This is a genomic window from Engelhardtia mirabilis, assembly GCF_007748095.1.
GTDB lineage: Bacteria > Planctomycetota > UBA1135 > UBA1135.
Genome location: NZ_CP036287.1, coordinates 3,203,400 through 3,224,898 on the forward strand (window position 1 = coordinate 3,203,400; position 21,499 = coordinate 3,224,898).

The window sequence follows — 21,499 nt, forward strand, 5'->3', positions numbered from 1 at the left end:
TTGGTCAGGCGGCGTACTTGTTGAGGAGAAGGGCCGCGAGGATCCACTGGACCTCGCGTTGAACTCTGGCGCGCTCGGCCTTGGCGCGTTGCCGGCCCTCGCTAATTGCTTGGCGGCGAGCCGCCTTCTGGTCGGGCGTCTCGTTCGCGTAGCGCTTGAGCTGGCGCGCGCTGCGCCGCTCCCGCTCGGCCGGGTCCTCGCAGAGCTTCCGCTCCGATGCACTGAGCTTCGCCCTCGTCTCGGGACGGCGCACCGCAGCCGCGTTCTTCTCCAACCACGCGGGATCCTGGGCCAGCGCGCGGTTCCTCTCGGTGGCCTTCTCGATGCGGGCGGCGCGTTGCTTGGGCGTCTCGTTCGCGTAGCGCTTGAGGTTGCCAGCGCTGTTCCTAGCGCGGCCCTCGCGGGACCTGTTCACGTTCGAGACTGACTCGGCATGCCGAGTCTTGTAGTCGGGGTCGGCATAGCGCTCCTTGAGCATGGCCCGATGTCGCTTGCGCTCGGCCGGGTCCTGGTAGCGCCTTCGATTGGTTGCTCCACGCTTGACCCCGATCGCCTCTCGTTCCTCGGGCGAGAGCGAGGCCCAGACCGAGCGGGACGCGGCGCCGGTCTTCTCGCGCTCGGCGGGGTCCTCGAAGCGGCGGAGATTGGCCGCACTGATGCGCGCCTTCGTCTCCTCGCTCGCCAGGCCGGAATCCTCGCCGCCCGTCACGAGGTTGTAGGACCACTTGGAGTTGGCAGTCTCCAGCCCGACGAGCGCGCGCTCCATTGCCCTCGCCTCCTCGCGGGTGTCGAACACGTCGAGGATGGTCTTGGAGAACGCCCCGGGGTGCGCCTTGACGGCGCGCCGGATCGCGCGCCCGGAGCCCATGTACGCCGAGTCGCTCTCCGGGGTCCTGTACTTCGGAGCCGTCCTGATACCCACGTAGTAGCGGCAGCCGCCCTCGGGGAGGGTGCGCGTCAGGAGGTAGCAGTAGTGGATGCGCTTCGTCATTGGGCTAGGTGGGGTCGCCGCCCAGGCAGCACGACGACCCCGGGTTGACGCGCAACCGAACCCCGGAGACCCGGGGGTGTGAGGTGGGACTCGCCGCCGGGCGGTGCTTCGGCGACGAGTCCCGAGGAGAGTCCATGACCAAGCAAGCAGGTCGGACCCATGCGCTTCGCTGACCGGGACGCCGGACCAAGACCCCTGGCCCTGCGGAGCGCGTCTTCGACGATCCGGCGCTCTGTGCGCACGGATCCTGTGTTCGGTGTGGCGGGCGTGGCGACCTTCAACGCTCGCGCTCCGTCAAGGGAAGGTGAGGGGAAGGCGCGTGGCCGTTCCGGGGGGCGTCGGTGCCGTCGCGGATGGCCTTCTCGCGCTCCAGGATGCGCAGCAGATCCTCGCGGCTCTCGGGCGAGAGCTGCTCAAGCGGGATGCCCTTGGCGGGCTTCTTGGTCACGGTCTGCTCGACCGTCGCCTCGGTCTGCATGCGCGGCGTGAATGCGGGCACATGCGCGCGCACGGCTTCGAGCAGGAGCTTGTCGGACCGGATCGAACGCCAGCCGATCACCTCGCCCTTCGCGTTCTGGATGGGAACCTGGTCGCCCGTCATCGCGCGGCGATACAGCTCCGCCAAGAGGTCGCCGTGGTGCGCCTCGATCGCGTCGTCCCAGGCGGCGTCGAACTCGGGGTCACGTGCGCGCGCGTCTCGGAACGTGGAGATGGCACTCGTGCCCTTCGCGTTCGGGCTCGCCTCGCGTGCGGCGCGCGTCGCAACGCCGTGGATGCGCAGCGCTTCGAGGAAGGCAGTCTTGCGCGCTTCGGTGAGGCGCTGTCGGTTGGCCCGCGAGAGGCTGTCGTTGGTCCGTCGATTGGTCACGGCCCGTACTCGTCGTACGGGTCCACAGGCGGTTTCTACCCCGCTCTGGAGGAATCTACCCCCTGTGCGACGCGGCGCAGCTCGGCCGGTCGGCGTTGGTGTGCGCCGGTTTCGCGCTCGACGACACCGAGTGCGCGACGCTGCTGCGAGCGACGCCCAACGCGGTGCCGGTCCGGGGTCCGGTCTGGGGTCGAGCCCACCCGGTCCGGGGTCGCGGTCTGGGGTATTTCCCACCGCGCGACACCGAGGGCAGCCCGGTCCGACCGGTCCGGGGTCTTCTCAAGCTCTTAGCGCGCGAGGCAGGTAGTAGCTCCTCCGGCCCCCCTTGGGCTATCCGTCCGAGCGCTCGCGGGCCGCGCGCGGCGGAGGGGCGGGGAAGACCCCAGCCCGGTCGGACCGCCCCGCCCGCGCCATGTTCCCGGTGTCGAGAGTGGTGGTTTCCGGCCCCGCCGACCCCAGACCGACCCCGGACCGGACCCCGGACCGGCCTACCCGAGCACGTCGTGATCGGGGTCGTCGCGGGCCTCGGCAGCGTCGCGCTGCCGGATCCCGACGTAGGCGGGCAGTCTCGCGGGCCTGGGCATCTTCCCCGCCCGCACGCGCCCGGCCGTGGCCGCGTACAGGTCGCGCGAGAACACCGCCTCCTCGGCGATCGGCTCGCCGCGCGCGAGGCACCACTCCCGCCAGACGGCGTAGAGCTGGCCCTTCTCGACGCGCGCCTCGGGGTCGAGCACGCACACGTCGCGCACGAAGGCCGAGACCGGAGAGGCCATGTCGAGGAGGTCCTGCACGGCGTCCCGCGACGAGCCCGGCAGCACGAAGTGCCCACGGTCCCGGAGCCGACGCCAGCCCTCGACGGCCCAGTTGAGGATGCCCGGCAGCTCGCTGAGCAGCCGCGCCGTCAGCCCGTGGTCCTCGCGGCCCAGGAAGCTCTCGGTCATGACGAGCGGCACGAACCGATTGGCGAGCGCGCCGCTCGCGTCGGAGAACCTCGGCAGCTCGTTGGTCATGATGACGAAGCGCACGGCCAGCGTGCCCGTCCAGGCGGTCTTGTTCTTCCTGTCCGCCGTGACCAGGTCCTCGCCGCTGATGCGCAGCAGGTTCTCCGCGATCGTGGCAGGGTCGCTGCGCTTGCCGAGTCGCATGTCGGCGACGATCGCCAGCTGCTTCCCGATCAGGGGTTGCAGGCCAAAGTTGCCGCCGAGCGTGCGCATGTCGCTGCCCACCGCGTTGGCCTCGCCGACGAGCCGCGTGAGCACCCGTCCGATGGTGCCCTTCCCCGACCGCGCGGGGCCGACGAGCAGAAACACCTTCTGCTGCGACGTGTCGGGCACGAGCAGGTAGCCGAACACCTCTTGGAGCACGCCGATGCTGTCCGGGTCCTTCGGCCAGAGCTGGCCGAGGAACGCGAGCCAGCCCTCGGGCGGCAGCGCGTCCGGGTCGTAGGCGATCTCCAGCGCGTTCCGCGTGAAGAAGCTCGGCGTGGCCTGGAGCAGCCGCCCCGTCGGCAGGTGCAGCAGCCCGTTCGCGCACGAGATGATCTCGCGCGGCGGCGGCCCGGGCTCCGCGATCCAGCACGGCGGCGCGTACAGGTCGCGCGCCCGGATCGTGACGGACTCCAACGCCCCGAGCACCTCGGTCACGTTCGAGCGCATGGGCTTGAACGGCCCCGGCACCTGCTTCAACCCCCACAGCCGACGTGCGCGCTCCAGGAAGGCGAACACGCCCGCCGAGACGATCCCCGACTCCACCTCGAAGTACGCGCCTCGGCCGTAGTCGAGCCAGTCGCCGTTGTGGAAGAACAGGTGCGGTGCCTCGCGCTCGACGTACAGCCGCGCCGACGGCCTCGGGTCGCCCGGGTCGAGCAGCGGGCTTGCGTCGTCCGTCGCCGCCTCGACCTCGCCCACCTCGTTCCGCGCGCGCTCGATCTGCCGGTCGGCGCAGGCCTCGGGGTTCTTCTGGTCGAGGACGTGGGCGCTGATGCCCCAGCCCTCGTCCAGCAGCAGCGCGCGGATCGTGTCGTCGTCCGCGCCCGCGCGCACAAGCTCGCAGGCGACGTACCACACGGCCGCCGAGCGGTCCCCGGTCCAGTCCGACCCGCGCCTGAGCCCGAACATCGACGGCGCGCCGCCGAAGCGGCCCGGGTCGTCGTCGGGGTCGCACCCCTGCGCGATGACGACCTTGCACAGGTCGGAGACACCCTCGGGCTGGTGGTCGAGCGTGTCGAGCCGCTCTACGCCGGACGGCGCGGGGGCGGCCCGCCCGTTGCCGCTCGCCTTCGAGCCCTGGCCCGCCGACCGTACCGGCTCGGCCTTCTCGAAGCCGCCGAGGTCGTGCAGCTCGTCGCAGAACTCGACGACGGCCGCGAGCGCTTCCGTGCGGCCCTTGGCGCGCTTCTTCGCGTCCGGCCGGTTGATCGTGCCGGGGAGCCGCATGACGCGATCGACGTTATGCGTGTGGTCGCCGCCGAGCAGCTCCTCCAGCTTGCGGTTGTACCGCTCGGCCTCGGCCGCCGCCTCGTCCGTCCCGTCGAGCGAGGCCGGGATCTTGAGCCGCCAGAACGCCTGGTAGCCACCGCCCGAGTCGGTGATGCAGGTCGGCCTAGGCAGCCCCGACGGCGGATCCTGGAGCAGGGCGAGGATCCGCTGGCGCTCGCCCCCGTTGTGCGCGGCCTTGTCCACGTCCTCCGGCGGCGCCGACGGGTCGAGGTCCACATGCAGCACGTACATCGCGGCGATGTCCGCCTTCGTGGGCTTCTTCTTGACCGTCTGCTTCCGGCAGCCGTTCGGCGTGAAGTAGATGTTGCGCTGCCGCTTCGTCCCGTGCTCTTCGAGCCACGCCAGCAGCCGCCCGCTGCCCACGTCGTGCTGCCCGAAGGTGTCGGTGAACGTCGCCGCGCCCTTCTTGGGCTTGTCGGGGACGATCGCCGTCAACACCCACGGGCCGCGCGGCATCCACTTGGACAGGAACTCGATCGACGCAGCGTAGTCCGGCTCGGGGGTCGGCGTTTGGTCCGGCTGGGAAGACATCAGAACGGCCCTCCCCGCTGCGCGCGCTTCGCCTTCTTGCGCTCCATGAAGTCGAGGACTTCATGGAGGTCCCAGCGGTGGATACGCTTGGTGACCTCGATGGGGCGCGGGAACTCGATCCCGTCCTCGGCCTCCTTCTTGTCGCTGATCCAGTCCTCGACGACGCGCTCCGAGTCCAGGCCGAGCAGGACCGCGACGCCGTACTTCGTCAGGTAGCGCGGCTGGACGGTCTCCAGCGCGACGAGCGCGCCCTTCGTCAGGCGCTTGCGGGCCCCGAGGTCGAGCTGCTCGGCGAGGGCCTTGAGGAGCGCGAGGGCGCTCGCGGGGGACTCGGCGCTCATCGCGACCCCCCTTTCTCCCGGAACGCCCAGGCGATGACCTCGGCGCGGTTGTAGAGGGCCCGCCCGCCCCGCCCCGTCGGGCAGTAGCGGCGCGGCCCGACACCCTGGGCGTGCCACCGCAGGAGCGTCTTGATGTGTACTTTGAGGAAGTCGGCGACTTCCCGAGCCGTCATGGGCTCGACCGCCTCGAGGTCGAGGGTCTGGTGCTGATCCACGTCAGCCTCCGTGTGATGGAGGTCGATCTCGGGATCAGCGTCCTTGCCCGGCTAGGGTCTCCCAGGGGACCCCGATAGGGACGACTGAAGTACAAGCCCCGGGCCGTTGTTTCCGGGGCGGCTCCGAAGGGCGCCGTGAGATCAGGCTGCGCCCAGCAGTGCCTTCGATTCCTAGGCTACCCCACGCTCCGATTCGAGGTCGGGCGCGCCTCCGATTCTCCCGGCAGCGCCTTGCTGAGGAGGAAGTCGGCGACGCGCTGAACGGGCTCCCTGAACATCTCGGGGGTGAAGCCGATGTAGCCCTCGGTCACGTCGCCCCTGGGGAGGACGTGGTTCATGAGCACTTTGATGGCGGTCCGCTCCAGGCCCGCCTCGTAGGCGGCCGTCGCGAACGTGTCGCGGAGGCGATGGGGAGAGGGGAGGAAGTTGTACTTGCGGCCGTCGCCGTCGTAGCGCTGCTCGCCGACGCGGTGGACGTGGGAGACGGCACCCTGGGCGTCCGTCGAGGGGAACGCCCACCCCCGGTCGTCGGGGTAGATCATGCGGTTCTGCTCGCGGCGGCGCCGGAGGATCTCCAGGGCGAAGCTCGACAGCGGTGCCGTGAACGCGCGGTCCTCGCCGCCCTTTGGTTTTGGCCGGTGGATGCAGCCGGGCGGGATCGAGACCGTGCCAAGGAGCCTGGGCTCGTCGGTCAGGTTGACATGCTCCCAACGGACCGTCTTCGCGTCCGTCGAGCGCAGCCCGGTGAACAGGATGAACAGTTGCAGGTCGCGGCGGATCGGGTTTTGGATCGAGTCCACCTTTGCCCACCACGCCGGGAGCGCGCCCCAGGTGATCGGCTCGCGACGGCGGCGCTCCTTGTTCATCGTGACCGCGACCACGGGGCACTGCGGCAGCGCCTCGTTCGCCCGCGAGGCAGTGTTCCAGACGGCGCGGAAGATCCGCATGGCCCGGTTCGCAACGTACTTGCCGCGCTCCGTGAGCTGGGCGTGCCGCTCCATGCACTCGGCCCGGGTGATCGAGGCGATGGGACGCGGGAGCCAGTCGGGCATGTAGCGCTCGGTGTCGCGGTGCACGTCGAGGATCGACTTCTCGGCGCACTCCCGGGCCCGCATCGAGCGGACGTGGAGCCCGATCGCGACGGCGAGCGTCATGCCCTCGACCTCCTGCCGACGCTCCTCCTCGGCGGGGTCGAGGCCCTTGAGCATGTAGTTGAGCAGCTCGACCGCGCGGGCGCGGGCCTTCTTGACGGTGTACAGGTCCTCGCGCGCCTCGTCGTGCCCGTGGCGGCCGATCGTGAAGCGGCGCGTCCGGCCGCGCACGTCGCGCTGGAAGATGAAGGTCCGCACCGGCAGCGCGGGCTTGCCGGTCTCGGGGTCGGTGCGAGGGCGACCGACGCGGACGCCGAAGCCCGGCACGTCCTTGTCCCAGTAGATCGTGTCCTTGACGGGCTTCCCGCTCGCGGTCGTCGCGTCGGGCTCGGGCGGGAGCGCCTCCTTGCGGATGCGGTCCTCGGTGAAGACGAAGCGCTGCATGCTCGACTCTACCCCGAGGTCACCTTCCGCGCGGGCTCGAATCGCAAACGCGGAAGGTCGGCGGACGGTCCACCGCCCGTACGCTTCTCGGGCGCCTTCCGGGCGCTAAGGCGTGTCCCAGCGCGCGCTTGCGCGGAGCGTTCGGGCGCTTTCCGGGAGCCTCTCGGATGAGCCGCGCGCGGTTAGAAGTCGGGTGCTCTATCCAGCTGAGCTACGGGCGCTCGGCCGGGCAGGATACCCCTGGACCGTGGGACCTCCTAGATCGGGCGGCGCCGGCGGTACTGCGGACCTCACCGCAGGAACATCCGGTTCTGCAGCCTCGCTCGGACAGGACTGCTGCGGGTCGCCGCGCGAGACGTCCGGAGGTCGACCTCGTCCCTTCGGGCAGGAGTGGTCGGGGAGATGGGACTCGAACCCACGACTCGTAGCTCCCAAAGCTACGCCTCTACCAACTGAGGTACTCCCCGGGCCGCCGGGATCGTACCGCTCCAGGGCACGCGGGGACCACTGGGCCCTGGATGAGTCGGGTGGCGGCCCGGAAGGCCGGGCTCGGGATCGTGACCTGGGTGGGGGAGCCTGTTAGTTTCCTCCGCTCGATTGCGGCCGCGGGCCGCCGTCCCCAGCCCCCCTGACTACGAAGTCCCCTTGAAGGTCCTGGCCCCATGAAGGTCCTGGTCGTCGGCGGCGGCGGTCGCGAGCACGCCTTGTGCTGGAAGATCGCGTCCTCGCCCCTCGTGGAGGAAGTCCTCTGCGCCCCCGGGAACGCCGGCACCGAGTCGGTCGCCCGCAACGTCGCGGTCTCGACCAGCGACATCGACGGCCTGGTGCGCCTGGCCAAGTCGGAGGAGATCGGTCTGGTCGTGGTCGGTCCCGAGGACCCGCTCGTGGCCGGACTCGCCGATCGCCTGCGCGAGGCGGGGATCACGACCTTCGGCCCCGGCGCCGCCGGCGCGCGGCTAGAGGGCTCGAAGGTCTTCACCAAGGAGCTGCTCGACCGGCACCGGATCCCCACCGGGACCTGGCGCCGCTTCGACCGCGCCGGGCAGGCCAAGGCCTACCTGGAGGCCGTCACGACCTGGCCCCAGGTGATCAAGGCCGACGGCCTGGCCTCGGGCAAGGGCGTGTTCGTGGTCTCCGACGCCGCCGAGGGCAGCACGGTGGTCGACCGGATCATGGAGGAGCGCACCCTCGGCTCGGCCGGGAACGAGGTCGTGATCGAGGAGTTCCTCGAGGGCCAGGAGCTCTCGATCCAAGCCATCACCGACGGTCGCACCCTGTTGGTGCTCGACCCGGCGGTGGACCACAAGCAAGTGGGCGAGGGCGACACCGGCCCGAACACCGGTGGCATGGGCGTGGTCGCGCCGGTGCCGTGGGTCAGCCGGCGCCTGATGCGCCAGGTGGAGCAGCGCGTGCTGCTGCCCGCCCTGCACGCCCTGCAGATCGAGGACGTGCCCTTCCGGGGCGTGCTCTACGCCGGCCTGATGGTGGGCGACCAGGGCCCGCGCGTGCTCGAGTTCAACGTGCGCTTCGGCGACCCGGAGACCCAGGTGGTCATGCGCCGCATGAAGAGCGACCTGGTGCCCTACCTGGTGGCCGCGGCCGAGGGGCGCCTGGAGGACTGTGAGTCGCCCGAATGGAACGAGGGCGGCTGCGTGGGCGTGATCGGCGCCGCCGCCGGCTATCCCGGCGAAGTTCGCACGGGGGACGTGGTGACCGGGATCGCCGCCGCGAACGCCGAGGAGGGCGTGGTTGTGTTTCACGGCGGAACCAAGCGCCATGGCGACCACGTGGTCACCAGCGGCGGACGCGTGCTGTGCGCCACGGCCGTGGGCAGCGACGTCGAGGAGGCCCGCCGGCGCAGCTACGCGGGTCTGGAGCGGATCTTCTGGGAAGGCAAGTTCTGCCGCCGCGACATCGGCCAGCGCTGAGCGCGACCGGTCGTCCAGCCGGTCGGCCGTGCTCCGTGGGGGGAGGTCGATTCCCGACCGGCCACCCACGCCCTCGAATCGATCTCGGACCCAACCTAAGCTGACCCCAGCGCCGGGGAGGCCAACGTGAAGCACGCCCAGATTCGCAAGCAGTTCGAGTCCTTCCTGCGGGGTCAGTCCCTCAAGCTGACCTCCCAGCGGGCGCGGATCTTCGAGCGCGCCTTCGCGACCCACGAGCACTTCTCCGCAGAGATCCTCTACCGCTGGCTGCAGGACGAGGACGGCCCGCGCGTCTCGCGCGCCACCGTCTACCGCACCTTGGGTCTTCTGGTCGACGGCGGCTTCCTCGAGTCCCTCGACGTGGGCCAGGGCGAGCTGCGCTACGAGCACGTCACCGGGCACAAGCACCACGACCACATGGTCTGCATGGACTGTGGTCGCATCGACGAGTTCGTCGACGAGCGCATCGAGGCCCTGCAGAAGGAGGCCGCGGACGCCGCGGGCTTCGTGATGGTCAACCACGACCTGCGCCTGTTGGGCTACTGCCGGGCCTGCGCCCGAGCCCGCCAGAAGAAGCGCGAAGGCGGTGCTGAGGAAGGCCGCGCTGACGGGCAGCACGCGGCGACCGAGCATGCCCACTGACGCGCGGGGCAACTGACGCGCGGGGCAACTGTCTCGCCGGGCCAGTGCGGCCACCAGCGAGTCGCTCCGCAATCCGGCGCGACGTTGGCCCGAGCGCCGCCGACTTCAGCGCCCTGGATTGCGCTCTGCGAGGCGGGCGAGCAGCGCGTCCAGCAAGTCTCCGGCCAGCTCGGCGTCCGCGCGGGCCAGGACCCGTTGGGCCAGGATGCTGACCGAAGTCTGCTCGGGCCCCACGCGCTCGACCGTGACCTCGACCGTGGCGCCGTCGATTCGTCCGACGAGCCGGCGCGGTGACTCCAGCACGTCCACGCTGGCTTCGGCGCGCTCGTCCATCAGCAGCTCCGCGACGAACCAGACTTCCTCGAGCTCTTCACGCACCAGGGCTCGTTGGCTGCGATCGGGGCCCAGCTCGCGCGCAACCAGATAACCCGCGCCGGCTACGGTCGCCGCGCCCAGGCATCCCGTGCCCATCGACCCAATGGCGGCCAGGGCCAGACCTGCGGCAAGCCGGCGAAAGCGCAAGGTCGTCATGCCGGCCGCCTCAGCTCGCTGCGCTGACCAGGCCTCGGAACAGCGCCAGGCCCTCGCCTTCGTCGCGCTCGGGCAGGCGCGTCCAGAAGGGGTGGTGGAAGGGCGTGATGTTGCGTTCGGGGTGGGGCATCAGGCCCAGCACCCGTCCGGAGGGATCGCACAGCCCGGCGATCTGACCGGCCGACCCGTTGGGACAGTCGGGGTAGCCGGCTTCGCCGCCGTCGGCGGTCACGTAGCGCAGGGCCACCTGTCCCGCGTCGGTCAGGGCCTCGAGGTCACCGGCCGAGCGCAGGGCCACGCGACCCTCGCCGTGGGCCACCGGGACGGGCCAGACCGTGCCCCGCTCCAGCCACTCGCAGGCACTGCGCTCGTTGCGCAGGTGCACCCAGCGGGACTCGAAGCGGTTGGAGCTGTTGGCCGTGAGCGCCATGCGCCGCTGGGAGGGCTCCGCGCGCGGGCCCTCGATCAAGCCCAGCTCGACCAGTACCTGGAACCCGTTGCAGATGCCGAGCACGAAACCACCGCCCTCGACGAAGGTGGCGATCTCTTCGCCCAGCCGGTGGCGCAGCTCGTGTCCGAGGATGCGGCCCGCGGCCACGTAGTCGCCGTAGGAGAAGCCGCCGGGTATCACCAGGATCTGCGCGGCCGCCAGCCTGCGGGGCTCGGCCGAGAGGGCATTGAGGTGCAGCAGCTCGGTCCGAGCGCCGGCCATCTCGAGGGCCTGGACCGTCTCGCGGTCGCAGTTGGTGCCGGCGGTGCGCAGGACCAGGGCGGTGGGCTGGGAGGTCATGGGCGAGGAATCCGGGTGGGGGGCGCAGGGGGGTGGACCGCAGCGGAGTAGCGCGGGATCGGTTCAGCCGCGGAAGCCGCCGGTGTGGGCCTGACGCAGTTGCTCGACGTCCAGGTCCACCAGCGTCGCGCCGTCGCGTCCGAGCAGCTCGAGGCGCCCGTCGTCGGTCACTTCGCCGACGCTCGCACAGGGGAAGCCGGCCAGGGCCTGCTCGAAGCCCGCCGCGTGGTCGGGCTCGACCTCGACCAGGAAGCGGGTGCAGGACTCGCTGAACAGTGCCACCGCGTCGCCGTCGGCGGCGCCGGGCAGGTCGGCCGCGAGCGGCACGCTGCCGAGGGCGACGCGGGCGCCACAGCGCCCCGCGAAGGCCATCTCGGCGGCGGCCACGGCCAAGCCACCCTCGGACAGGTCGTGGCAAGCCCGCACGCGGCCCGCGGCGATGGCGCCGTGCAGGGCGCGCATCTGGGCCGGCGCGCGCTCCAGGTCGGGACGGGGCACGCGGCCGCCGTCGAGCCCGAGCACGTCGAACCAGTGCGACCCGCCCAGGTCCGCCGCGGTCTCGCCGACCAGGTACAGCCGGTTGCCCGCGCGCTTGAGATCCATCGTCACCGCGCGCCGCAGGTCGGGGACCGGCGCCATGGCGGTGATCAGGAGCGTGGGGGGGATCGACAGGGTGCGATCGCCCACGCGGTACTCGTTGTTCAGGCTGTCCTTGCCCGACACGAAGGGCGCGCGGAAGGCCAGGGCCACGTCGTGGCAGGCGCGGGCGGCGAGCACCAGCGAACCGAGTCGATCGGGCTCGTTGCAGTTGCCCCAGGAGAAGTTGTCCAGGAGCACCGCGCGCTCCGGATCGGCACCGACGGAGACGACGTTGCGGAGGGCCTCGTCGATGCCCGCGGCCGCCATGGCCCACGGATCGAGCCGCCCCTGCAAGGGGTTCGCGCCCACCGCCAGGGCCAGGCCCCGGGTGGACTCGGCCAGGGGTTGGATCACCGCCGCGTCGCCCGGGCCGTCGCCGGCCGGACCGACCATCGGCTTGATCGCCGAGCGCCCCTGCACCTCGTGGTCGTACTGGCGCACGATCCACTCGCGACTGCAGAGGTTAGGGTGGGCGAGCAGCGCCAAGAGCTCCGCCTGGGGGTCCGTCGAGGTCGGAACGCCCGGATCGGCGACGTCCGGCGCGACCCAGGCCGCCTGGCGCACGGTGCGCGGGTTGCCCTTGTGGAGGAACTGCATGTCGAGCTCGCCGACGACCTCGTCGCCGTCGCGCACGACCAGCTTGCCCGTGTCCGTGAAGTGACCGATCACGACGGCCTCCACGTCCTCGGCGGCGAAGACCGCCAGGCAGGCCTCGAGCTTCTCGGGCGGCACCGAGAGCACCATCCGCTCCTGGGCCTCGCTGATCCAGACCTCGTGGCTCGACAGGCCCGGGTACTTGAGCGGCACCCGGTCGAGCTCGACGTCGGCGCCACAGTGCTCGCCCATCTCGCCCACGGCCGAGGAGAAGCCGCCCGCGCCGCAGTCGGTGATGCCGCGGTAGAGGCCCGCGTCGCGGGCCCGCAGCAGGGTGTCGAGCACGCCCTTCTCCGTGATCGGATCGCCGATCTGCACCGCGTGGCTGCTCTCGGTCTCGGAGTGCTCCGACAGCTCGATCGACGAGAAGGTCGCGCCGTGGATCCCGTCGCGTCCGGTGCGCCCGCCCACGGCCACAATGGCGTCGCCGGCCGCGACCTGCTTGTGGGCCATGGAGGACGGCATCAGGCCCACCGTGCCCGCGTAGACCAAAGGGTTCGCCGTGTAGCCCTTGTGGTGCCACAGGCCGCCGGTGACGGTCGGGATGCCCATGCAGTTGCCGTACTGGCGCACGCCGTCGACGACGCCGCGCAGGATCCGGCGCGGGTGCATGGTGCCCTTCGGGACTTCGTCCGCGGGCAGGTCCAGGGGCCCCACGAAGAAGGCGTCGATGTTGGCGATCGGCTCCGCGCCCAGGCCCGCGCCGAGCACGTCGCGGATCACGCCGCCGATGCCGGTGCCCGCGCCACCGAAGGGATCGATCGCGCTGGGGTGGTTGTGGGTCTCGACCTTGATGCAGACCGCCTGGTCACCCTCGAACTCGACGATGCCGGCGTTGTCCTCGAACACGCTCAGGCACCAGGGCGCGTCGATGGTGCGCGTGGCCGCGCCGATCGTGGAGCGCAAGAGGTTGTCGATGCGCTCACCCTCGAAGTCGATCAGACCGCAGAGGGTTTTGTGCTTGCAGTGCTCGCTCCAGGTCTGGGCGATCGTCTCCAGCTCCAGGGCGCTCGGCTCGCGACCCAGCGCCGCGTAGTGGTCGCGTACCGTTTGCATCTCCGCCAGGTCGAGGCTGAGCTGACCCTCGCGGCTGAGGGCGAGCAGCGCGTCGTCGTCCAGGGCGCGCAGGGGGACCTCGACCGAGCCCCGGTGGCCGCTGCCGCCGGGCTGCACGTAGGGCAGGTCCTCGGAGTCGAAGCGCAGGGTGTCGATGGTCTCGTTGGCCAAGAGGCGCCGGCCCAGGGTCTCGAGCCCGGCCCGGTCGACCGCGCCCGTGAGCTCCCAGGCGCGGAAGGTGGCGACGGTCCCGGTGGAGTACTCGGCCAGGTGCCCGTCGCGCACCAGAGCGCGGCCCACGGCCGTGGCCACGGGGTCCATGACCCCGGGCTGGGGAGCGACCAGGACCCTGTGGACCCCGGCGGGGACCTCCGGGTGACCGCCCGGCGCGGTGATCCGCGGGGTGTCGACCACGGGATCGGCCAGGAGCTCGCGGGCGATGGTCTCGACCGCGGCCTGGGAGAGCTCGGGAGGCAGGAGGTAGCCGCGGCCCAGCCGCAGTCCTTCGATCGGCTCGAGGCCGAGTTCCAGGCCGAGTTCGAGGGCAGCAGCGAGGGTCTGCTCGCCGTCGGGATCGGGGCGATCCTGGCTGCGGAAGACCTCCACGCGCCAGGCGTCGGGGAGGGCGGCGGGGGCGGGGTGGCTCATCGCGAATCGAGGGGGACGCGTAGAAGCGCAAAGAGTATCGAGGCCGGGGGCGCGGATCGCGCCGGAACCCGGGGCTTTGGCCCAATCACCGGAACTGTTGCCGGCAGCCGCCCGCGGAGCGAAGATCGGACGCGGCCCCGGACTCTCCACCGGGCGCGACCACGCGAGAGATCGATGAGCGATAAGTTCCGCAAGTCCAAGTCCGACAAGTCCTCCAGCGCGGCCAAAACCGGTGCGAAGCCGGCCTCCGGCCCCGCCGCCGGCAAGCGGCGCTCCAGTGAGGGGCCGGCGATGCCCTTCGAGCACAAGATCCTCGAGATCGAGGACAAGATCCAGGAGCTCAAGGAGCTGGCCGATTCGACCAGCTTCGACGTCTCCGGCGAGATCGTGTCGCTCGAGGAACAACTGCGCGAGGTCATCTCCAAGACCTACAACGACCTGACACCCTGGGAGCGCGTGAACGTCGCGCGGCACCCCAAGCGGCCGGTCACGTCGGACTACATCCAGATGCTCGACGACTTCGTCGAGTTGCACGGCGACCGGACCTTCGGCGACGACCCGGCGATGGTCACGGGCATGGCGACCATGGGTGATCGGCGCTTCGTGCTGATCGGCCATCGCAAGGGCCGCACGGTCAAGGAGCGCTTGGAGTGCAACTTCGGCTGCGCCCATCCGGAGGGCTACCGCAAGGCCTGGCGCAAGATGAAGCTGGCCGAGAAGCTCGGCCTGCCGATCGTCTGCCTGATCAACACCCCCGGCGCCTACCCGGGTATCGGGGCCGAGGAACGCGGGCAGGCCATGGCCATCGCGGAGAACATCATCGGCATGTTCTCCCTGAAGGTGCCGATCGTCGTGTTGGTCATCGGCGAGGGGGGCTCCGGCGGTGCCCTGGGCATCGGCGTGGGCGACCGCGTGCTGATGATGGAGCACGCCTACTACTCCGTGATCAGCCCCGAGGGCTGCGCGGCGATCCTTTGGAAGAACGGCGAGCGCTCGCCCGAGGCCGCCGAGGCGCTCAAGTTGACCTCCGAGGACCTGACCGCCTTGGGCGTGGTCGACGAGATCATCCCCGAGCCCCTGGGGGGCGCCCACCGCGCGCCGGCCGAGGCCATCGCCACGGTCAAGGAAACCCTGCTGCGCCACCTGGAGGAGCTGGACGGGATCCCCGCCGACGAGCTCATCCGGGCGCGGAGGCTGAAATTCCGCAACATCGCCTCGATCGAAGGGCGCTTCCCGGTCGTCTCGGGCTGAGCCGCGGCGACCAGCGAGCCCCCCCGCATCCAGGGCGGCGCCGGAGTGGTCCGGCGCCGCCCTGGGTGGTTCCCAGGGCCAATCGGGCCTGTTGCGGGCCAGCGGCCGTCCGTGGAGAGGGGGCGGAGGGGCGGAGGGGGCCTCTGGTTGCACCCTCCGGTTGGGCCCTCCCTGGGGCCGAAGAGTGCCCCGCGGCGTGGATCACCACCAACGCCCGGTCTGGGGCGCCGTAGACGAGGGTCCTATGATCCTCCGTCGTCCCGCAGGCCCGTCCGGGCGCACTCCTTCGAGGCGCTCGACCCGCCCCGAGGCGGATGGAACCACAACCTGCGGTGGTGCGACGCAAACGCAGCGGAAGCACCTGCGGCGGGCTGAAGACGACAGGCAGATGACCGACGGCGGACCGATGGGATCGGACGGCAGCGGCTCGGTAGGACCGACCGCAGGCTCCTCCGTCGCCGGAGTTCGAGATGCCGCCGGATCGGAGCCCTCGGACCACGACCTGATCCGGGCCGCCCAGCGCGGCGAGGAAGACGCCTTCGCCCTGCTCGTCCAGCGTCACCAGGGCCGCGCCTACAGGCTGGCGCGCCAGATGGTGCCCAGCTCGGACGATGCCCAGGACCTGGCCCAGGAAGCGTTCCTGCGGGTCTTCCGCAGCCTCGAGCGCTTCAACTTCGACCACGACTTCACGACCTGGCTCTACCGGATCGTGACCAACCTGGCCATCGACCACCTCCGCAAGCGCCGGCCGACGGTGCGTACGGGCGGGGGCGAGGACGGCGAGGAACTCGGGCTCGAGCTGGTTGACGAGGAGGGCGAGCGGCCCTCGGACCGCCTGGAGGTCGAGGAGACCGGCGAGCGCGTGCGCGCTTGCATCGAGGCCCTGCCGTCGCACTTCAGTGCGGTGTTGGCCCTGCGCGAACTCGAGGGACTGCCCTGCACCGAGATTGCGCGCATCGTCGACGCCACCCACGTAACGGTGCGCTGGCGGCTGCACCGAGCCCGCAAGCTCTTCCAGGAGGAGTGGGAACGGCGCGAGCGGAGCGCCCTGGCGCGCGCCAGTGCCCGCCGCAGCGGCGCTGCTGGGCACGGGGCAGGCGCACACGATCACGACGAACACGACGAGACGGACAAGAGCGATTGAACGCAAGCCCCTTCGACGACGACGCTGCGGCCCGAGGAAGGCCGAATCGACCCCACGACGCGAATCGACCCCACGACGCGAATCGACCCCACGACGCAATGGATACTGAGACCTACGACTGCGAGCGCGCCAGCGACTTGGTGCACCTGTATGTCGGCGGCGACCTCGAACCCGCCGAGGAGCGCGCCGTCGATGCGCACTTGGCCCGTTGCGAGCCCTGCCGCGACGCGGAGGCCGAAGCTCGGCGCCTGCGTCAGATCTACTTCGAGGCCTCCGCCGCCAGCGGGACCGTGGCGGATCTGTGGCCGGGCATTCGCCGGGCGCTGTTGGCCGAGGGCAGGCTGGCTGATCGTGCGGCGGCCGAGCGAGCCGGGGCCAGCAGGTCCGAGGCGGGGCACTCGGACCCTGCGCATTTGCAAGCTGCGCCGTCGGAGCCTGAACAACCCATTACGGAGCCTGAACAACCCACTACCGGGCGCAAGACCGCGCGCATCCACCGCGGCTCGCCGCTCCATGGTGACGACCGTCGGGCGCCGCGTAGCGCTTCCAAGTCCCGCTCGGATGGGGCGGAGGATCTCGTCGCGGCCGCCTTCACGGGCGATGTGGCTGGTTCGACCTCGATCGGCATCGGCGGGCGCGTCCTGGGCGGCCGATTTGGTGGCGGCGCGGCGGCCATCGCTGCCGTGTTGGTGGCGGTGATCGGGGTGCAGCTGCTGTTCGGGTCGGGCGACGCCTCTCTCGGTGTCCAGGATGGCTCCACTGGGGTCGGGGACGTGGCCGAGCTGCAGGGTAGCGTGGACGTCGGAAGCGGCGGCGGCAATGGGGCGATCGGCGGTCCGGCTGTCGGCGACCACACGGGTTCGGCGCTGGCCGATCTGGACCGAGGCGCGAACGCCGGGCTGCGTCCGATCAATCGCGACGAGCGTCTGCTCGAGTCCTCGTCGGAGATCTTGGTGCCGGTGCGTGGTTACCCGACCCATCTGGTCCCGACCGGCCCCGAGTCCCTCGCCAGCTATCGCTGAGCCGGGGGCTGGCTGAGTCTGTTGCTGGCTGATTGGTTCACCGACTCGAGGGTTGCCCGCGGCTACAGCGCAGGCCCTGGGTGAACGAGCGATCGCCCTGCGCGATCCAGCCCTCACCGTCTCGGGGCGTCGCTTGTCCACCTGGGGGACGTATGGCTCCGACCCTCGGCGAGATCGCAGATCTCGCCCTCACGTTCGTGCTGCGGCCGTAGAGCAGGTGTGTGCCAATCGGCCCATTCTCAACCGACAACCTCCATCGAGGAGGATGTGATGCGAGTACCAAGCCAACGAATCCGCCCCGTCCGAGGACCTCTGGTCCTCATGTCTTCGATCGCTGCTGTCACCCTCACGAGTGCGACGGCCCTTTCGAGTGCTGGCCAACCTGCAAGTGCTGCGGTCGCAGGTGCTGTGGCCCAAGAGGGTCTCCGACCGATCCATCCTGTGGATCCCAGCGGCACGAGAGTTCCCGCGCCACTCGAGAACACGAGCGGTGGAGCGACCCGAGGGGACTTCGATGCTCAGCACTGGACCGACGGCCTCGCGGTGCAGGACCTCGATCAACGTGAGGCCAACCTCGACGCCACCATCGCGCGGGCCCAGGTCGATCCGCGGGTGCGAGGCCTGATCGAGGAGCTTGCCGCCGGCGAGGGCGAACTGGCCTGGACGGCGCGGATGGCGCGCCGCGAATTGGGCCTGCGTGCCGATCGGGGCATCGACGCGCTCTGGAGCGGGCCCTTCGGCGCTGCGCCCTTCGGAACCGGTGGCGGCAGCGGCGGCATCTTTTCGCCCTTCTCCGGCAACTTCGCCCCATTGGGTGGGGGAGGCGCTTCGCGCTCACCCTTCGGCGCGTTGGAGGAGCTGCAATCGCAGTTGGATGCTCTCTTCGCGCCGGGCGTCGTGCCTCCGGGCGGCAGCTCCACGAGCGAGAGCTTCTCGATGCGACTGGGGCCCGATGGGGTCGAGCTGGAGCTTCGCACCAACGAGAACGGTGAGGAGTCGATCAAGACCTACCGCGGCGACGACCTCGAAGAGTTGCTCGAGCAGCAGCCCGAGTTGCGCGCGTGGGTCGGGAACGGTTCAGCGGGCATCGGGTCCCTTCAGCAGCGAGCCCTGCGCGAGCTGCGTCCCCCGGTGCAGGCCCAGCCCCTGAGAACGGACATTCTCGGAGTGCTCGTCACCGACTCACCCGCCACCGGCACTCGCCCGGCCGGGCTCGTGGTCCACGATACGGTGCCGGGGACCATCGCCCACCTGCTGGGTGTGACGAGCGGTGACCTGCTGCTCGAGATCAACTCGATGAACCTCTCCGAAGTCACCGACATCTCTCGCGCCATGGCCTCCAGGGGCGATCACGGTGAGGTGCGCGTGCGATTGATCGGAACCGACGGCGTCGAACGCACTCGAGTCTGGCGGCCCGAGGGCTCCTGACCCCCAAGGGGCCGGCGGCAACCGTTCAGCCCTGCAAGGGGTTCTTCGGGGCCGCCGGCTCATTGAGCTGGCGAAGCTCCGCGGCCAGATCGAGGCCCGGGTCCTCGCGCTCGGAGAACTCCAGCAGCGCGAAGGCGGCCTTCATCTGCGGGTCCTTGATCGGCATGGTCGAGCTGGCGATGAAGACCGTGATGTCGTCGACCGCCTCTTCGTACCTGCCGAGTGCGTAGCGCAGCTGGGCGCGGCGGCTGTACAGGTCGGTGTAGCTGGGTTCCAGCTCGAGGGCGGCGTCGAGGTGGGGCAGGGCTAACGACAACTCCTCGCGGTTCACGTGAATGGACGCGGCGATCAAGTGGGTGTCGATCAGCAGGCGCCGCACGTCGCGTTCGCTCTGACGCATGCGCGCCTCCTCACGCACGTCGAGTTCGCGCTCTCGCAGGGCCCGCTGGTACCAGTCACGCTCAGCGGCGGCGGTGTCGAGCAGCTTCTGTGACCAGTCCAGGGCGGCGTCGTATTCCTCCAAGCGCGCCGCGATGCGTTGTTCGCCGTCCAGGGCGCGCAGGCTGCCGCTCTGGTCGACGAGTGTGCGGTCGTAGAGGTCGCGGGCCTCGAGCCAGGACTCCTTCGCCATCTTGGCCAGCTCGGCCGAGCGCTTGGCCGGCGAGCCGCGGTCCGGAAGGCGGTCGCCCGAGGCGATCTCCTCGGACAACTTGTCGTAGGCCACACCGAGGCGCTCGAGCGCCGCCGCCAGGCCGAGCCAGGCGCGGGCCTCGCCGCCGTTGTCCTCGATGTACTGGTCGAAGACCCACTGGGCGCGCTCGAGACTCTCGATGTTCCCGCGACGCAGCAGGATCCAACCCAGCATCAGGCGCAGGCTGCGATCTTCGTCGTCGAGCTCCAAACCCTTCAGTGCCTGTCCCTCGGCGGCGTTGAGGTCGCCCAACTCGTAGTGCCCCAGGGCCGTCAGGCGATACATCTCGAGCTGCTTCTCGGGATCGACCTTGGCCTGGGGCCCACTCTGGCAGCCGGCGACCAGGGCCGCGGCGGCGACGGCTCCCAGCAGCAGGGTGCGGGAGCGGTGGAGCAGGGGGCGGGGCCGGTAGGCGGCTCGGAGGTCGGCGCTGAGGTGGGTCTGCATGGTGCTCGAGGGGCGGACGGCTGGACCGTCGGGTGCAACACGATACCCCGCGGCGGCGGCGCGACTACCGACCGGAGCCCGGGCCCGGCCCGCCCGCGGGCGCTCCGGGGTCATCGCCCCCGCGGTCGGTGCTCAGGAGGCGCTCGAGCCGGTCCGGCTCGATGCGGATCTGGCGGATCTTCCCGCCGCCCACCTGGACCATGCCGGGGGGGGCGCCCTTGGGCTTGCGGATCTGCTTGCGGAGGGCGAGGTGCACCGCCACCCGCCCGGCGTCCCTCAGGGGCGAGAAGTGGGCCGCCAGGTGGGCGGCGTCCAGCACGTCCTCCTGGTTGGGCTCACGGTCCTTGGCCACCCGCAGGATCACGTGGCTGCCCGGCGAGTCGGCCGTATGCAGCCACAGGTCGTTGCCGCGGGCGATGCGGAGGCTGAGCTGGTCGTTGTCCCGCGCGTTGCGACCGACCAGGATCTCGCCACCGGCCCGGCCGGTGAAGGTCCGGTAGGGCAGTCGCGCGGCCTGGACCTGGACGCGCTTGGCGCGGTCCTGACCCAGGGGTTCGAGGAACTTGGCGGCCACGGCGCGCTGCTCGATCTCCTCGGGCGCCGCGCCTTCGGCCAGATCCTCGAGGAGGCCCTCGATCGCGGCGATGCGCTTCGCGGCCAGGCCGGCCTCGCGCTCGATCTCGCCCGCGCTGCGTTCCAGCTTGTGGTAGCGGTCGAACTGGCGCTGGACGTTGGCCTGGGGCGAGAGCTTGGGGTCCAGAGCGATCACGCGCGTGGCGCCGTCGTCGTACCAGTCCTGGAGTTCGATCGACTCGAGCCCGCGGTGCAGTTGACCCATGGCGGCCTTGAGCAGCTCGGCGTCCTGCAAGACCCGCTCGGCGCCGGCGGCGGCCTCGCGACGCCGCTCGAGTCCGTCCGCCAGGGACCGTGCCCGGGACAGCTTGCGCTCGAGGCGCTGACGCACGCCCTTGCTCTCGCGCGCGGTGCGCGCGCCGTCGGCCGCGCCGCCGATGTGCCACTCGACGCGCCAGGACAGGGGCCCGTCGATCCTGCGCGGCCGCGCGTCCTCGTCGTCGACCTCGGGTTCCGGCAAGGCGATCGCGAGGGGCTCGTCGTCGGCGGCGGTTCCCGGCTTGCCCGGTGGGGGAGTCCAGGGCTGGCCAACGATCAGCCGTGGGGTCGCTCCCGCCTTGCTCGGCGGGGGCACGAGGATCGCCTGCACCAGCTCGCGGCCGTCGAGCAGCACCAGGTTGGCGTGCCGCCCGGTCAGCTCGGCCACCAGGGCCGGGCGCGGGACCTCGCCCGTGGCGTCGCGGAAGCGCAGCAGGGCGATGCGGTCGCCGCGTGGCTGCTCGATCGCCGCCAGGGTGCTGCCGACCAAGAGCGCGGCAGCCCGGTCGAAGAAGGAGCCGACCGAGCCCCTGTGCTTGAAGGCGCGGCCCTGCTGCAGGTGGACGCGCGGTCCTTCGGGGTCAGCGGACAGGCGGATGCGCCGCACCGCCGGTCCGCCCTCCTCGAGCGGCTCCAGCACCACCAACAGATCGCGGGGCGGCAGCGGCTGGATCTCGCGCACGCGCGCGCCCTCGCACAGGGGGCGAAGCTCAGCCAGGAGCTCCCCCAAGTGCGAGGCGCGCAGCGCGTGCATGGTG

17 protein-coding genes and 1 tRNA gene are annotated in these 21,499 nt (G+C 71.0%); 6 read left to right on the forward strand and 12 right to left on the reverse strand.

The genetic code is table 11. From position 1 onward, the window contains the following. Window positions 1-4: 4 nt before the first annotated feature. The 7 genes from Pla133_RS11715 to Pla133_RS11745 all read right to left on the reverse strand — a co-directional run bounded on the left by Pla133_RS11715 (window position 5) and on the right by Pla133_RS11745 (window position 7,446). The gene (locus Pla133_RS11715; protein WP_145065381.1) at window positions 5-991 is read right to left on the reverse strand and encodes a GIY-YIG nuclease family protein; all 987 of its coding nucleotides are present in this window, start codon (window positions 989-991) and stop codon (window positions 5-7) included. 277 nt (window positions 992-1,268) lie between these two features. Next, window positions 1,269-1,859, reverse strand: a complete 591-nt coding sequence (locus Pla133_RS11720; protein ID WP_145065383.1) for a hypothetical protein — start codon at window positions 1,857-1,859, stop codon at window positions 1,269-1,271. 488 nt (window positions 1,860-2,347) lie between these two features. Then, window positions 2,348-4,888: a phage/plasmid primase, P4 family gene (locus Pla133_RS11725; protein WP_145065385.1), complete on the reverse strand. Its 2,541-nt coding sequence runs from the start codon at window positions 4,886-4,888 to the stop codon at window positions 2,348-2,350. Beyond that, the gene (locus tag Pla133_RS11730) at window positions 4,888-5,229 is read right to left on the reverse strand and encodes a helix-turn-helix transcriptional regulator (RefSeq protein WP_145065388.1); all 342 of its coding nucleotides are present in this window, start codon (window positions 5,227-5,229) and stop codon (window positions 4,888-4,890) included. The genes Pla133_RS11725 and Pla133_RS11730 overlap by 1 nt, the downstream gene beginning before the upstream one ends. Further along, entirely contained in the window at window positions 5,226-5,444 is a 219-nt protein-coding gene (locus tag Pla133_RS11735; RefSeq protein ID WP_419192402.1) for a helix-turn-helix domain-containing protein, read from the reverse strand. The genes Pla133_RS11730 and Pla133_RS11735 overlap by 4 nt, the downstream gene beginning before the upstream one ends. Window positions 5,445-5,620: 176 nt before the next feature. Continuing rightward, on the reverse strand, window positions 5,621-6,979 hold the full coding sequence (locus Pla133_RS11740) for a tyrosine-type recombinase/integrase (protein WP_145065390.1): 1,359 nt from the start codon (window positions 6,977-6,979) through the stop codon (window positions 5,621-5,623). 391 nt (window positions 6,980-7,370) lie between these two features. Beyond that, window positions 7,371-7,446 (reverse strand) — tRNA-Pro (locus tag Pla133_RS11745). Window positions 7,447-7,641: 195 nt separating this feature from the next. Here Pla133_RS11745 and purD point away from each other — a divergent pair. Beyond that, entirely contained in the window at window positions 7,642-8,907 is a 1,266-nt protein-coding gene (purD, locus tag Pla133_RS11750; protein ID WP_145065392.1) for a phosphoribosylamine--glycine ligase, read from the forward strand. A 126-nt stretch (window positions 8,908-9,033) separates the two neighbouring features. Further along, entirely contained in the window at window positions 9,034-9,549 is a 516-nt protein-coding gene (locus Pla133_RS11755) for a Fur family transcriptional regulator (RefSeq protein WP_145065394.1), read from the forward strand. Window positions 9,550-9,654: 105 nt separating this feature from the next. Here Pla133_RS11755 and Pla133_RS11760 read toward each other — a convergent pair whose 3' ends face one another. The 3 genes from Pla133_RS11760 to purL form a co-directional block, all read right to left on the reverse strand. Further along, the gene (locus tag Pla133_RS11760; protein ID WP_145065396.1) at window positions 9,655-10,080 is read right to left on the reverse strand and encodes a hypothetical protein; all 426 of its coding nucleotides are present in this window, start codon (window positions 10,078-10,080) and stop codon (window positions 9,655-9,657) included. A gap of 10 nt (window positions 10,081-10,090) precedes the next feature. Then, a complete protein-coding gene (gene purQ / locus Pla133_RS11765; protein ID WP_145065398.1) occupies window positions 10,091-10,870 on the reverse strand; it encodes a phosphoribosylformylglycinamidine synthase I in 780 nt (259 codons plus the stop codon). 63 nt (window positions 10,871-10,933) lie between these two features. Continuing rightward, window positions 10,934-13,867 (reverse strand): phosphoribosylformylglycinamidine synthase subunit PurL, encoded by a 2,934-nt coding sequence (gene purL / locus Pla133_RS11770; protein ID WP_145065400.1) that lies wholly within the window; start codon window positions 13,865-13,867, stop codon window positions 10,934-10,936. A 291-nt stretch (window positions 13,868-14,158) separates the two neighbouring features. On the opposite strand from purL, the gene Pla133_RS11775 reads away from it, so the two are divergent. The 4 genes from Pla133_RS11775 to Pla133_RS11790 all read left to right on the forward strand — a co-directional run bounded on the left by Pla133_RS11775 (window position 14,159) and on the right by Pla133_RS11790 (window position 18,712). Further along, entirely contained in the window at window positions 14,159-15,118 is a 960-nt protein-coding gene (locus Pla133_RS11775) for an acetyl-CoA carboxylase carboxyltransferase subunit alpha (RefSeq protein WP_145070870.1), read from the forward strand. A gap of 388 nt (window positions 15,119-15,506) precedes the next feature. Then, window positions 15,507-16,262, forward strand: coding sequence for an RNA polymerase sigma factor (locus Pla133_RS11780; protein WP_419192403.1), 756 nt, complete (start codon window positions 15,507-15,509; stop codon window positions 16,260-16,262). Between the two features lie 98 nt (window positions 16,263-16,360). Beyond that, on the forward strand, window positions 16,361-17,284 hold the full coding sequence (locus tag Pla133_RS11785; protein WP_145065404.1) for a zf-HC2 domain-containing protein: 924 nt from the start codon (window positions 16,361-16,363) through the stop codon (window positions 17,282-17,284). Window positions 17,285-17,827: 543 nt separating this feature from the next. Further along, window positions 17,828-18,712: a PDZ domain-containing protein gene (locus Pla133_RS11790; RefSeq protein WP_145065406.1), complete on the forward strand. Its 885-nt coding sequence runs from the start codon at window positions 17,828-17,830 to the stop codon at window positions 18,710-18,712. A gap of 25 nt (window positions 18,713-18,737) precedes the next feature. Here the strand turns inward: Pla133_RS11790 and Pla133_RS11795 are convergent, their stop codons facing one another. Then, entirely contained in the window at window positions 18,738-19,850 is a 1,113-nt protein-coding gene (locus Pla133_RS11795; protein ID WP_145065408.1) for a tetratricopeptide repeat protein, read from the reverse strand. Window positions 19,851-19,914: 64 nt separating this feature from the next. Next, window positions 19,915-21,495: an NFACT family protein gene (locus Pla133_RS11800; RefSeq protein WP_145065410.1), complete on the reverse strand. Its 1,581-nt coding sequence runs from the start codon at window positions 21,493-21,495 to the stop codon at window positions 19,915-19,917. Window positions 21,496-21,499: the final 4 nt, after the last annotated feature.